The following is a 13400-nucleotide window of genomic DNA, read 5'->3' as shown; positions in this document are numbered from 1 at the left end:
GGAGTGGCATTCGGTGCTCGGACGCATACTGGTAACGTTTGGCGGCCTTCTGGTGGTTGCGCTCTTTGCAGCGCTGCTCGCCCCCTTGTTTGTCGACTGGACCAATTTCCGCCGCGACTTCGAGGACCAGGCAAGCCAGTTGCTCGGCAAGAAGGTCGTCGTGCATGGCAGCGTCAGTGCCCGTCTCCTGCCGTTCCCTTCCGTCACCATGGAGGATGTAACCGTCGGAACCGATGTGGACGGCACACCGCTTGTCCGGGTTTCTCGCTTCTCGCTCGATGCGGAGCTTGCGCCCTTCCTGTCCGGAGAGGCGCGCATCTTCGACATGCGCATCGAGGAGCCGAAGGCACGCATCCGGCTTCGGCCCGACGGGACGCTGGACTGGTTGCGCGGCAGCAGACCCAGCATCCCTGCGCGCACCGTCGTTCTGGAAAAGGTCTCCGTTACCGGCGGCACGGTCGAGTTCATCGACGAGCAGTCGGGGCGCAATCGCATGCTCACCGAGCTCGACGCTGCTCTGTCTGCACGCACGCTTGCGGGGCCCTGGTCGGTCCAGGGCAGGGCGGTGCTCGACGGAGAGGCCGGGCAGTTCGGCCTGACCACCTCGGAATTTTCGAGCGTTTCGCTTCCGCTTCGCTTGCGGATCGATCCGGAAGCGCGTCCCTTCGACCTGATGCTCGAAGGAGAACTGGCGCTGGAAGAGGGCAAGCCGCAATACGCCGGCAGCTTCTCGTCCACCTGGAAGATCGCGAGACCGGCCGAGGCTCTGGAAGCTGGGCAGACGCCGGTGCCAGCGCCTCGGATGCGCGGCGAGTTCAAACTCGCAAATGACAGCATCACGGTTCCGAGCTATCGCCTCGAACTCGGCGATGCCGTCGATCCTTACGTGATCTCAGGCGAAGCCAAGCTCGACACCGGTGCAAATCCGGAGTTCCTGCTGACGGCCGAGGGCCAGCAAGTCGACGTCAACAGGCTGGCTGTCGATGGCAGCCGGGCAAAGACCTCGCGAAACGGTACCGTATCTGTTCAGCAGCGTCTGGCGCTCCTGCTCGCGACCGCCGCAGAAATCCCGATCCCCAAGGTTCCCGGACGGGCGACGCTGCGTCTGCCGGCGATCGTGGCCGGCGATACCGTGTTTCGCGACCTGCAGCTCGATGTGCGCCCTGCGGGCAATGGCTGGACCGTTGAGAAGGCCGTCGCCCTCTTGCCGGGCCGCACACAGGTCGAGGCAAGCGGCCGCCTGGCGCTCGTGGGCACACCCTCCTTCCAGGGCAATTTGCTGATCGCGTCCACCCAGCCTTCGGGCCTCGCCACCTGGATTGCGGGGCGTGTCGACCCGTCGATCCGTGGCCTTTCCTCGGCCGGTTTCTCGGCCTCGGTCAACCTTACACCCGAATTGCAGCGCTTCGAAAATCTGGAGCTTGCGATCGGCTCGGAGCCACTGAAGGGGCGGATCGAGCGGGAATCACCAAGCGGTCAAGCGCCGAGCCTCTCCATCGATCTGACCGGGGACGGTCTCGATCTCGATGCAGCACGGGCGATCGCCGCGCTGGTCGTCGGCGAGGATGCCGAACAGCGGCTGCTCGCCGAACGGGTCGCGACCCGTCTGAAGGTGGGTGCGCTGCGCGCCTTCGGTGTGACCGCCGAAGACGTCGAGGCGATTGCTACATACGAGGCGGGGCAGCTTTCGATCGAGAGGTTCAATCTCGGCAGCGTCGCAGGCAGCGCTATCCGGGTGACCGGCACCCTGCGGAATACGCTGGCCTCGCCAGCCGGGGAGGCGGAAATCAGCTTCGTCTCCGACGACCCAGGTCCGTTCCTTGCGCTCCTCAGGGAGCGCCTGCCGGCGAGTGCTCTCATCGACCGGCTGGCCCAAAGTGCCCAATGGTATCCGCAAACCGACATCAAGGGCCGGCTGCAGGTGACGAAGGCAAGTGCCGTGACGCTTGGCCTGACCGGTCGTGTCGACCAGACTGCGCTTGCCGTGACGGCCGAGGCTGACGCGATCTCCGCGTTTCTCACGGGTGGCAAACGCAGCGTCGAAATCCGGCTGGAGAACGAGGAGGCGCAGGTCCTTCTCGGGCAGGCCGGTTTTGATCCGCTGCCATGGACCACCGGTGAAGGTGGCGTCCTGACCCTGACGATGAACGCTGCGGGCGAAGGCAATGCCGACGCCATGGTGCGTTTTGCGGGGCCTGCGACCACGCTCGAGGCGACGGCGCAGCTGACGGCTTTCGACACACCCGGCATGCTGGATGGCGAGTGGGATGTTTCGCTCGACAGCCAGGATATCGGCCCTTATCTGATGGCTCTGGGTCTTAGCCTTCCCGATGCGGCGACGGGTCTTCCGGTCAAGGGGGAGACCCAATTCTCACTGGCCGATAACCAGCTTGCGATCGAACGCATGACTGGGACGATCGGTGGACAACAGGTCGAGGCTGTGGGGCAGGTGACCCTGACGGGATCCGTTCCCTCGATAGCCGGCACTGTGAGCCTCGATGAACTCGATCTCGGCTGGCTTGCGGCGACCATGGTCGGCCTGCTCACGGATCCGGTTGATGGCGCGTTGTCGGAAGCGGCTCTCGGCGCCGCCAGCTTGCCCTTCGATCTCGATCTAGGCCTGACCGTCAAGCAATTCTGGCCCGGTGCGGCAGAGGCCATGACGGATGTGTCCGGAAGGCTGCGGAACAGGGCCGGCGAACTTAGCTTCGATGACATCGCAGGCGACTGGCTGGGCGGCAAGGCGAAGGGTCGGTTCTCGGTGGCCAACACCGACGGAAACGGCTTTCTGCAAGCCCGCCTCGATCTCGAGGATGGCGATCTGCTGAGGACGATCAATGCGCTGCGTCTCGGCCGTGGAATGACGGAGACCGAAACACCCGCCGGACGCATGGATGTGACTTTGGTTGCCGAAGGCGCCGGCAAGACGCCGGCCGAGTTGATCGGCACGGCCAGTGGCTCTGGCGAGGCGCGGTTCCGCAGCCTCACGCTCGACCGCTTGCATCTCGATATCATGCCGGCACTGACTGCCGAGGTGGACGCCCTGGGGACGGAGATCAGTGAGGACAAGGTTCGGGATATCACCGAGCGGCTGGTCGGGAATGGTCGAACGGAACTGACGGGGTTGATCCTGCCCTTTGCCTTGTCGGACGGGACGCTGCGCATTCAGGCGGCGAGCCACCAGACGGATGCGGCCAAGATCGACGGTGCGCTCCGGCTCGATCTGCGAGCCGCCGTGCTCGATGGTGAAATCGGTGTGGCCCTGAACGCCGGAGAGTCGGCCATGGAGGGAGGAGAGCCTAATTTCCGGCTCCTCTTCCGAGGTGATGCCCTTTCGCCCAGTCAGTCACTTGACGTCACGGAACTCACAAACTTCGTCTCGCTACGTGCCTTCGAGACCGAGCGACGGCGGGTCGAGGCGCTGCAGGCAAGCGTTCTCGAAAAGCAGAGGCTGAGGCGTGAGGCAGCATTGGCGCGGTCGCGTGCCGAAGAGCGGGCGCGGGCAGAAGCCGAACGTCTGCGGCTGGAAGAGGAGGCGCGGCTCAAGGCTGAAGCTGAAGCCCGGGCGGCACAAGAGGCCGATAGCTTGGATGCTCAACCGGAGGTGCCGCCAGCCACACCGGTGGAGCCCCTGACGACCGAAACGGTGCCCGTCGCGCCCGTTCTTCCAGTGGCACCGGAAGAACGCGTGATCCGTCAGCCCTTGCCCGAGATGCGGTTCGAGGGACTGCCTGGGGTCAACTGAGCAAATTGCGTTGGACGTTCGCCTCTGCCGTTCTGTCCAAGACCTTGTCTTACAACGAGGCAGCCGCCTGCTTGAGTTCGCGCAAGACGAACAGGCGAAGTGCAGAGGATAGGTTCGAGTCGAGCGCACGGCCCTCGTCGATTTCGGCGATCAGGGCTGCAAAGCTCAAACCGCGTTTCCTGGCGATGGTTTTCAACTCGTCGAGGAAGGCGTCTTCGACCGAAAAACTGGTGCGGTGTCCGTGGAGGGTGATCGAGCGCTTGCGGATCATGGCGGTCACCGTCTTGAATGTTCGAGGTATGGCTGTGCCGATGCGCCCAGGCACCTTTTCGGATCAATCCTGCTCGGGCTTCTCGATCCGCCCCTGTTCGTGCTGCCGGGCCGCCTTGTCATTGCGTGCTTTGGTCAGCGTTTTTTCCGCTTTGGTTCTGCCATGGCTGATGCGGTTCTGTTCGGCCACGGCCTCCCGCTCGTCGCGGGCTTTCGCCTTGCGGAACTGGCGGAGATTGACGATGTCGGCCATGGCCTAAACTCCACGGAAAAGGCCGGACAGGAGCCCGGCCGTCGTCATGTCACTGCTTCTTGCGGAAGGCGTCGAGCGAAACGACGGAGCCTTCCTTCTTCTCTTTTGTCTTACCGGCTTCCGCTTCTTCCGTCTTGGCGACGGCCTCCAGCGGATAGGCGGTGATTTCGGCTTCGCCTTCTTCCTCGTCGGCCAGCGGTACGTCGAATTCGAGTTCGAAGTTCACCGAGGGGTCGTAGAAGCCGCGGATGGCGTTGAAGGGCACCACGAGCTTTTCCGGCGTGTCGGAGAAGGAGAGGCCGATCTCGAAGAGGCTGTCGGTGACCTTCAGGTCCCAGAACTGATGCTGGACGACGATGGTCATCTGCTCGGCATATTTTGCCTTGAGATGCTGGGAAATGCGAACGCCTGGCGCACCGGTCAGGAAGGTGATGAAGAAATGATGGTCACCCGGCAGGCGCCCCGTCGCGGCAACCTCGGCCAAGACCTTACGGATGACGCCACGGAGGGCGTCCTGGGCCAGAATGTCGTAGCGAATATGGTCGTGCCCCATCAGATCCTGCTTTCGTTATCATGCCGATTTCAGCGGCTTATGCCACGACGCGGCGGCGCGGAAAAGCCCCGACGCGTGAAACTGGTTCGCGCAATGTACATCAAATCTCGGCCTGCTGGTAGCAGCGAAATCCGAAGCAAAGTCATGGAAAAAGACTGAAGGTAAATTGGCCGTGGAGGGTAGGTGAAGGCTTCTGTTGCCAGGCGCCTTCGGACCCCGCCTTAAGGGGCTAACCCTAAGGACTTAGAGCGGGTTTCCCGCACCGCCATTAGGCAGCGAGAGCGTAACCCTTAGCGTTGTTGTCGTTTGCAACTACACTTGTGACCCGATAACGGCGGTATCATGCCGAGCAAAAGTTCGATCTTTACGCCCTTGTCGATCCTATTTCGCCCCCATCAAAAGCCGGTCCGAATAGTCTTCGTCACCGACCGGTTTTTGGTGGAGGCGCCGGGTACCGCCCCCGGGTCCAATAGGTTTATTACACCGACCGTTTATTGCCATAGCCGGAGCAAGCCCCGGCAAGGCTGATATAGGTGTTTCCTTTCCCGATGAAAAGAGGCTAACCGACAGGATCGCGGATTATGCCGCGCGGACCGGGGAAAACCCATGAAGCCGATTGGTTCGCGGCCCGGCCGGCGATAAGATGGCGCCGACAACGACTCGATGATGGACCCATGCACCAGTATCACGACCTTCTGCGCCACGTTCTGGAGACCGGCAGCGATCGCGGTGACCGCACGGGCACCGGCACCCGCTCCGTGTTCGGTTACCAGATGCGCTTCGATCTGGCGGAAGGCTTTCCTGTCATCACGACGAAACGACTGCATCTGAAGTCGATCATTCACGAACTGCTCTGGTTCCTGAAGGGCGATACGAATATCCGCTACCTGAAGGAAAACGGCGTCAGCATCTGGGACGAATGGGCCGACGAAAACGGCGACCTTGGTCCCGTCTATGGTGCGCAGTGGCGTTCCTGGCCGGATTATGACGGCGGGCAGATCGACCAGATGGCGAAGCTCGTCGAGAGCATCAAGACAAACCCGAACTCACGACGCCACATCGTCACCGCCTGGAACCCGGCGCTGGTCGACGAGATGGCACTTCCGCCCTGCCACTGCCTCTTCCAGTTTTACGTGGCCGATGGCCGCCTATCCTGCCAGCTCTACCAGCGCTCGGCCGATATCTTCCTCGGCGTTCCCTTCAATATCGCCTCTTACGCGCTGCTGACCCTGATGATTGCGCAGGTGACCGGTCTCGAGCCGGGAGACTTTGTCCATACGCTGGGCGACGCCCATCTCTATGCCAATCATTTCGATCAGGCGAAGCTTCAGCTGACACGCACGCCGAAGGCGTTGCCGGTCATGAAGCTCAATCCCGACGTCAAGGATCTGTTTTCCTTCGCGTATGACGACTTCACCCTGATCGGCTATGAGGCCGATGCAAGCATCAAGGCGCCGATTGCCGTCTGACGGTGCGGTGAACGGGTTCGGCATGGCTGACATCAAGACCGTCATCATCGTTGCCGTGTCGCGGAACGGGATCATTGGCCGCGACGGCGACATGCCGTGGACGCTTTCGACTGACCTGAAACGCTTCAAGGCGCTCAGCATGGGCAAGCCGTTGGTGATGGGACGCAAGACCTTCGAATCGGTCGGATCGAAACCCCTGCCGGGGCGACCGCATATCATCGTCAGCCGCAGTCAGGCCTTCGATATGCCGGGTGTCGAAACCGTGAAGAGTCTCGACGAAGCTCTCGAACGGGGCAGGGCGATTGCGGCCGAGCTCGGTGTGAACGAGGTGTGCGTCGTGGGCGGTGGCGAGATTTATCGCCAGGCACTGGCGTTTGCCGATCTCCTGCATGTCACCCATGTCGAGACAGTTGTGGACGGGGATACTTCGTTTCCGATGATCGATCCCGCATCGTTCGAATGCGTCCAGGAAATTGGCGTTCCGGCCGGCGACAAGGACAATTACCCCACACGATACGCGATATACCGTCGCAGGGCCGCCTGATAACGCAAAATTTGCCCTTTCCGAAGAAGAAGTTGGCCTCTTCGCGTTGAAAGCAAGGGCTTCGATACCTATAACCCTTTGGAACCTCATGCATGCTGGTCAATCGGCCAGCGGGCGGGGGACTTGGGAGCTTTTACAGCAAAGAGGTATTGATGCCCTGGAGCAATCAAAACGGCGGCGGCGGCGGTCCTTGGGGCGGCGGCGGCGGCGGCGGTAACAATCAGGGCCCCTGGGGGCAGGGGCCAAACCGGCCACGCGGAAACGGCGGTGGCGGCGGCGGCAACCAGCCCCCGGATCTGGAGGATCTGATCCGCAGAGGTCAGGATCGACTGAAGAATGTCGTGCCCGGCGGGTTCAACGGCGGTGCATTCGTGATCGTCGGTATTGTGCTGGTCGCCTTCTGGGCGATGCAGGCCATCTACACGGTTCAGCCGGACGAGCGCGGCGTTGAACTGCGCTTCGGCAAGCCGAAGGAAGAAATCTCGATGCCGGGCCTGCATTTCCATCTCTGGCCGATCGAATCGGTCGAGATCGTCAAGGTCACCGAGCAGCAGCAGAACATCGGCAGCCGTCCGACCTCGAACAATCCTGGCGCCGGCCTGATGCTCAGCGGCGATCAGAACATCGTCAGCGTCCAGTTCTCGGTGCTCTACACCGTATCGGACCCGCAGTCCTATCTCTTCAACCTCGAAGATCCGACCCAGACCCTCCAGCAGGTGTCCGAGAGCGCCATGCGTGAAGTTGTCGGTCGTCGTCCGGCCCAGGATGTCTTCCGCGACAACCGCGAACAGATCTCCACCCAGGTTCGTGACATCATCCAGGGCACCATGGACACCTATGGCGCCGGCATCGCGATCAACGCGGTTCCGATCGAAGACGCGGCTCCGCCCCGCGAAGTGGCCGAAGCCTTCGAAGAAGTGCAGCGCGCCCAGCAGGACGAAGACCGCTTTGTCGAAGAAGCCAACCAGTACGCCAACCAGCGTCTCGGTCAGGCGCGAGGCCAGGCCGCTCAGATCCGCGAAGAGGCAGCCGCCTACAAGGATCAGGTCGTCAAGGAAGCCGAGGGTGAGGCGCAGCGCTTCATCTCGATCTACGACGAATACGTCAAGGCGCCCGACGTGACCCGTCAGCGCATCTACCTGGAGACCATGGAGAACGTTCTGCGTAACTCGAACAAGGTCATCATGGGCGACCAGCAGGGTGTCGTGCCTTACCTGCCGCTCAACGAACTCATGCGTCAGCCGGGCAACCAGGGCGCAGGCCAGTCTACGACGGGAGGGAACTGACATGCAGAACCGTGTTCCCTATTTCCTCGTCGCTTTGGCCGTCGCACTGTTCTTGGCCTATTCGTCGATCTTTGTGGTCAACGAGCGTGAGCAGGCCATCGTCCTGCGCTTCGGTCAGATCCAGGATGTGAAGAACGAGCCGGGCCTCTATTTCAAGCTGCCCTTCGCCTTCATTGATGCCGACCGCGTGCAATATGTCGAGGACCGCGCCCTGCGCTTCGATCTGCCTGACATCCGTGTTCAGGTCCGTGGCGGTGCGTTCTATGAGGTCGATGCATTCGCGGTCTATCGCATCACCGACGCACGGCGCTTCCGTGAAACGGTGTCGGCCGACCGAGAAGCTGCGGAATCGCGTCTTCGTACCCGTCTCGATGCCGCACTTCGCCGCGTCTACGGTCTTCGCAACTTCGACGCAGCGCTGTCCGAAGAGCGTGGCTCGATGATGTCCGACGTTCGCAACGATCTCCAGGCAGCGGCTGAAAGCCTCGGCCTGCAGGTCACCGACGTCCGCATTCGTCGTACCGACCTGACGCAGGAAGTCTCGCAGCAGACCTTCGAGCGTATGAAGGCCGAGCGTCTCGCAGAAGCGGAGCTGATCCGTGCGCGTGGTAACGAAGAAAGCCAGCGTCGCCGGGCGATCGCCGACCGTCAGGTCGTCGAGTTGCAGGCCGGAGCGCAGCGCGATTCGGAAATCCTGCGTGGTGAAGGCGATGCCGAGCGTAACAGCATCTTCGCCGATGCCTTCCAGCGCGACCCGGCCTTCTTCGAGTTCTATCGCTCGATGCGCGCCTATGTCGGTTCACTGAGCAATCAGGGCACGACGATGGTGCTGTCGCCCGACAGCGACTTCTTCCGCTTCTTCAACAGCGGAGCCGGTACGGGCAACTCGGCGACCGTGGCACCTGCACCTGCTGCCGCCCAGCAACCGGCCCCACCGCCGGCGCCTGCCGGCAACTGACATCATGGACGACCTGCTCGCAGGGATCGCCATATTTCTGATTATCGAGGGGCTGGCCTATGCGCTGGCCCCTCGTTTTCTTGTGCGGATGGCGCGGCTTCTGCCACAGATCCCGGAGGATCAGCTTCGATTGCTTGGCCTCACCGCGATCACCACGGGCGTGGCAATCGTCTGGTGGGTGCGCGGCTGACAAGATGTGGTCGCAAGTTGAGGTTAGATCTCTTCCGGCAATTGTGATTTTCCCTCAGCCCATTCCGCCTTATGTTCACTCAGACTCCAGACAATCCAGTGAGGAAGCCGATGATGAAACCTGCCCGCGCGTCGCGAATGATTCTCTCGGCGCTTCTCACGGGAACGGCCGTGACCGTCGGTGCCGTGGCGTCGCCCATCCCGGCGGTGGCGCAGCAAGGGCCTGAATCCGTTGCGGATCTCGCGAGCGGCCTGCTCGGTGCCGTCGTCAATATCTCGACGTCGCAAAGCGTCGCCGAAGAGGGCGAGGGTCCGCGCCCGCAGGTTCCGGAGGGCTCGCCCTTCCAGGAGTTGTTCGAAGACTTCTACCGGAACCGCGAAGGCGGGGGCACGAGCAACAAAGTGAACTCGCTTGGCTCCGGCTTTGTGATCGACCCGACGGGCTTCATCGTCACCAACAATCACGTGATCGAAAACGCCGACGATATCGAGGTCATTTTCTCCGACGGTTCGAAGCTGAAGGCGACGCTGATCGGCACCGACACGAAGACCGATCTGTCCGTTCTCAAGGTCGAGCCGCCGCAGCCGCTGACAGCGGTGAAGTTCGGCGATTCGACGAAGATGCGCATTGGCGACTGGGTCATGGCGATCGGCAATCCGTTCGGCCTAGGCGGTTCGGTGACGGTCGGCATCATCTCGGCGAGCGGCCGCAATATCAATGCCGGCCCCTATGACAACTTCATCCAGACGGATGCGGCGATCAACAAGGGCAATTCCGGTGGACCGCTGTTCAACATGAGCGGCGAGGTGATCGGGATCAACACGGCGATCATATCGCCGAGTGGTGGATCGATCGGCATCGGTTTTGCCGTCCCGACGGAATTGGCGGAGAACATCGTCAATCAATTGATCGAGTTCGGTGAAACTCGCCGTGGCTGGCTCGGGGTTCGCATCCAGCCGGTTTCCGACGAGGTGGCGCAGAGCCTGAATATCGACCGCGCCCGTGGCGCCCTGATCAGCGGCATTGTCGAAGGTGGCCCTGTCGCCAATGGCCCGATCCAGGTCGGCGACATCATCACGCGTTTCAATGGACGTGCGATTTCCGAAACCCGCGACCTCACCCGCATTGTGGCCGAAAGTCCGATCGGCGAACCGCTCGACGTAGTCATCCTGCGCGACGGACAGGAACAGACGGTGAAGGTGACCCTTGGGCGTCTTGATGATGACGAGGTCGCGAGCAACGAGACGGATCCAGAAACCACGGTCGAGCCCGACGAGGAGGGCACGGCGCCCGACGGCGATCAGCAGGCGCCTGCAGAGCCGCCTGCCGGCGAGGAGGCTCCTGACGGAGACGAGCAGGGTGAGGCTCCGGCCACGCCTGATCAAGCCGAACAGAGCGCGCCCGTGACGGAAGGGCTCATCGGCGTCGAGCTGACCGCGCTTACCGATGCGAACCGTGTGAGCTTCTCGATTGCCGAGGGCGTTGAAGGGGTTCTGATCACCCGCGTGCTTCCCGGCTCCAAGGCTGAGGGCAGGGGGCTGCAGGTCGGCGAGGTGATCGTCGAGGTGGCGCAGGAGTTCATGAGAACACCGCAGCAAGTGGCCGAGAAGCTGACCAACATCAAGGGTGAGGGACGCCGCAGCGGCTATCTGATGATTGCCGACAAGGACGGCAATCTCCGTCTCGTGGCGGTTCCACTCGAATAGTTCAGGCGTAGAGCCGCTCGACCGAGATGCTGTTCTGTCTCAAATACTCCTCGAACTGGTCGACCGGCATCGGTCGGCCGACGAGGAAGCCCTGGATCTCGCCGCAGCCCATTTGCCGCAACAGGTCGAACTGACCTCTGGTTTCGACGCCTTCTGCCGCAATGCTCATGCGCAGGTCACGCGCAAGACGGATCACGGCGTCGACGATGGCGCGGCTGTCGGCATTGGTCTCGAGGTCCGAAATAAAGGACTGATCGATCTTCAACTTGTCGAAGCGATACTGGCGCAGGTAGCTCAAGGAAGAGAAGCCCGTCCCGAAGTCGTCGAGCGCAATGCGAAGTCCGAGCCTTGCCAGGGAGGCAAGGGTCTGTTCGACCCCGATTGTGGTTTGCATCAGCAGACTTTCCGTCACCTCCAGTTCCAGACGGTGCGCGGGAAGCCCGTTCTGCTTCAGCGCGCTTTCGACAAGCGGCAAGAGGCCCGGGCTCAGAAACTGACGTGAGGACAGATTGACGGCAACGCGGATGTGGTCCGGCCAGTTGACGGCGTGCTTGCAGGCCTGACGCAGCACCCAGCTACCGATTGCGCTGATCTGGCCGGATTCTTCGGCGATCGGGATGAATTCGCCGGGGCTGATGGGCCCGAGCGTCGGATGGTTCCACCGCAGCAATGCCTCGGCACAGACCACCTGCCGGCTCTGGGCGTCGACGAGCGGCTGGAAGTTGACGGTCAGGCTCTCCTGGGCAACCGCAAGCGCCAGTTCCTGTTCGATCAGATTGCGGCGTCGCGCAGCGGCATCCAGCGAGCTATCGAAGAAGCGGTAACGGTTGCGTCCGTCTGTCTTGGCCCGATAAAGGGCAAGATCTGCATTGCGCATCAACTGGTCCGGATCAGTGCCATCGATCGGGGCGCAGGCAATGCCGATGCTGACGCCGACATGGGCCGTGCCGCAGCGGAGGCTGATCGGCTTGCTGAGGCTTTCGATGATGCGGGAGGCGAGGCTCGCGGCGCTCTGCGGATCGTCGCCCGTCACATGCAGGATCGCGAACTCATCACCGCCAATGCGCGCCAGCGTGTCGCTCTCGCCGCGGATCTGGCTCAGAATGCTGGCAATAGCGCGCAGCAGTTCGTCGCCGCCGGCATGGCCGAAATTGTCGTTGATATGCTTGAAACGATCAAGATCCAGCAGCAGGACCGAGAAAGGGTCGCCGAAGCGTTGATAACGCGATACCGCGCGTTCGAAATCTTCGGAAAGGAGAACCCGGTTGCCGACTTCCGTCAACGGATCGTGTCGGGCCATGTGTTCGATCCGCAGCCGGCTTTCACGGCTGGCGGTGACATCGCGGCCCACTCCGCGATAGCCGCAGAACTGTCCGGTCTCGTCCTGGATCGCCTTTGCGGTCAGCGACCAGATCGCCAGTTCGCCTCCGAGTTCGACACAGATGTCCTGATCACGGAAGGACTGGCGCGCCTCAAGACAGGTGATGAAGTTCTCCTTGCAGTCCATGCCGTCGACCCCGACTTCGGCGAAGGGCATGATCCCGGTCAGCGGCTTGCCGATCACCATGGCTTCCGGAACCTGCATCTGATCGTAGAAGCGGCTGGAGGCGCGCACCAGGTTGAGGTTCTCGTCTGTGCCCCACAACCAGTCAGCCGCATTCTCTTCGAAGTCGTTCAGCAACAGATTGATGACGTCGCGCTGCTCGTCGGCGGCAAGCTTGGCCCGGACGCGCTCCGTCAGGCTCCGGCAGACAGCGAGCGATGAGCGGATGATGATTGCAGCAAAGATCAGGTAGAGGACGAAGAGATAAGCGCCGACAACCGTCGGATCTCGCGAGAGAGCGAGCGCGGCCCCGACGGCAACGGTGCCGCAAAAGACGATCGATGCCGGCGGGATGGTCGCCAGGGCGAAGCCGCCGCCGCCGGCCATACCGACGGTGAGCGCGATCAGCACCATGCGTTGTGTTTCGTCGGCCGTGTGGTAGGCGGCCACATCGAGGGCTGCCCAGAGGCCGCTCAGGATCGCGGCATAAATGATCGCGCGAACTGTCCCGCGCAGGCTTGCCCGCTCGCGCATGCCGCGTTTGCGATTGCGCCACCAGGACAGGGTCGTAAATACCGCAACAGTGAGGATGAGGCCGCAGATCACATAGACTTCAGTCGCGGACGGGCTGCCGTAAAAGGCAAAAACTGTCAGGACCGCGTTGCAGAGGTTGGCCGCCATCATCCATGGCGTGCTGGCGCCGACGACCGACAGTCGGACCGCGCGGATACGCTCGGCCTCTTCCGCGGTCTGGTTGCCTTCACCAAGGCGCAGAAAGCGGTCGTACAGGCTCACAATCGGGGCCGCGACATGCGCGGAAAACATCTTCTGCATACGGGAATTCGTAGCAGATACATTTTAAGTCTGCGTAAATTAGGAATAT

11 protein-coding genes and 1 other RNA gene are annotated in these 13400 nt (G+C 62.1%); 7 read left to right on the top strand and 5 right to left on the bottom strand.

Annotated features, from left to right (window positions below; genetic code table 11):
* Positions 1 to 13 precede the first annotated feature (13 nt).
* The gene (locus ACQKP1_RS11925) at positions 14 to 3745 is read left to right on the top strand and encodes an AsmA family protein (protein WP_427275383.1); all 3732 of its coding nucleotides are present in this window, start codon (positions 14 to 16) and stop codon (positions 3743 to 3745) included.
* Between the two features lie 49 nt (positions 3746 to 3794).
* On the opposite strand, the gene ACQKP1_RS11920 is transcribed toward ACQKP1_RS11925, so the two are convergent.
* The 4 genes from ACQKP1_RS11920 to ssrA all read right to left on the bottom strand — a co-directional run bounded on the left by ACQKP1_RS11920 (position 3795) and on the right by ssrA (position 5380).
* Positions 3795 to 4016 (bottom strand): ribbon-helix-helix domain-containing protein, encoded by a 222-nt coding sequence (locus tag ACQKP1_RS11920; protein WP_427275382.1) that lies wholly within the window; start codon positions 4014 to 4016, stop codon positions 3795 to 3797.
* Positions 4017 to 4079: 63 nt separating this feature from the next.
* Positions 4080 to 4268, bottom strand: coding sequence for a DUF4169 family protein (locus ACQKP1_RS11915; protein WP_427275381.1), 189 nt, complete (start codon positions 4266 to 4268; stop codon positions 4080 to 4082).
* 49 nt (positions 4269 to 4317) lie between these two features.
* Positions 4318 to 4821: an SspB family protein gene (locus tag ACQKP1_RS11910; RefSeq protein WP_427275380.1), complete on the bottom strand. Its 504-nt coding sequence runs from the start codon at positions 4819 to 4821 to the stop codon at positions 4318 to 4320.
* A 182-nt stretch (positions 4822 to 5003) separates the two neighbouring features.
* Positions 5004 to 5380, bottom strand: a transfer-messenger RNA (tmRNA) gene (gene ssrA, locus ACQKP1_RS11905).
* A 115-nt stretch (positions 5381 to 5495) separates the two neighbouring features.
* On the opposite strand from ssrA, the gene ACQKP1_RS11900 reads away from it, so the two are divergent.
* The 6 genes from ACQKP1_RS11900 to ACQKP1_RS11875 all read left to right on the top strand — a co-directional run bounded on the left by ACQKP1_RS11900 (position 5496) and on the right by ACQKP1_RS11875 (position 10974).
* Positions 5496 to 6290: a thymidylate synthase gene (locus ACQKP1_RS11900; RefSeq protein ID WP_203016565.1), complete on the top strand. Its 795-nt coding sequence runs from the start codon at positions 5496 to 5498 to the stop codon at positions 6288 to 6290.
* 22 nt (positions 6291 to 6312) lie between these two features.
* Entirely contained in the window at positions 6313 to 6834 is a 522-nt protein-coding gene (locus ACQKP1_RS11895; RefSeq protein WP_427275379.1) for a dihydrofolate reductase, read from the top strand.
* A 152-nt stretch (positions 6835 to 6986) separates the two neighbouring features.
* The gene (gene hflK / locus ACQKP1_RS11890) at positions 6987 to 8120 is read left to right on the top strand and encodes an FtsH protease activity modulator HflK (RefSeq protein ID WP_427275378.1); all 1134 of its coding nucleotides are present in this window, start codon (positions 6987 to 6989) and stop codon (positions 8118 to 8120) included.
* Position 8121: 1 nt separating this feature from the next.
* Entirely contained in the window at positions 8122 to 9078 is a 957-nt protein-coding gene (gene hflC, locus ACQKP1_RS11885; RefSeq protein ID WP_427275377.1) for a protease modulator HflC, read from the top strand.
* A 4-nt stretch (positions 9079 to 9082) separates the two neighbouring features.
* Positions 9083 to 9268, top strand: a complete 186-nt coding sequence (locus tag ACQKP1_RS11880; RefSeq protein WP_427275376.1) for a DUF2065 domain-containing protein — start codon at positions 9083 to 9085, stop codon at positions 9266 to 9268.
* Between the two features lie 110 nt (positions 9269 to 9378).
* Positions 9379 to 10974, top strand: coding sequence for a Do family serine endopeptidase (locus ACQKP1_RS11875; protein ID WP_427275375.1), 1596 nt, complete (start codon positions 9379 to 9381; stop codon positions 10972 to 10974).
* Position 10975: 1 nt separating this feature from the next.
* On the opposite strand, the gene ACQKP1_RS11870 is transcribed toward ACQKP1_RS11875, so the two are convergent.
* The gene (locus tag ACQKP1_RS11870) at positions 10976 to 13351 is read right to left on the bottom strand and encodes a putative bifunctional diguanylate cyclase/phosphodiesterase (protein WP_427275374.1); all 2376 of its coding nucleotides are present in this window, start codon (positions 13349 to 13351) and stop codon (positions 10976 to 10978) included.
* Positions 13352 to 13400: the final 49 nt, after the last annotated feature.

The sequence above is a fragment of the Allorhizobium sp. NPDC080224 genome, assembly GCF_050281005.1.
GTDB lineage: Bacteria > Pseudomonadota > Alphaproteobacteria > Rhizobiales > Rhizobiaceae > Allorhizobium.
The sequence above is the reverse complement of the archived record's forward strand: the minus strand, read 5'-3'. Positions and strand labels throughout refer to the sequence as shown.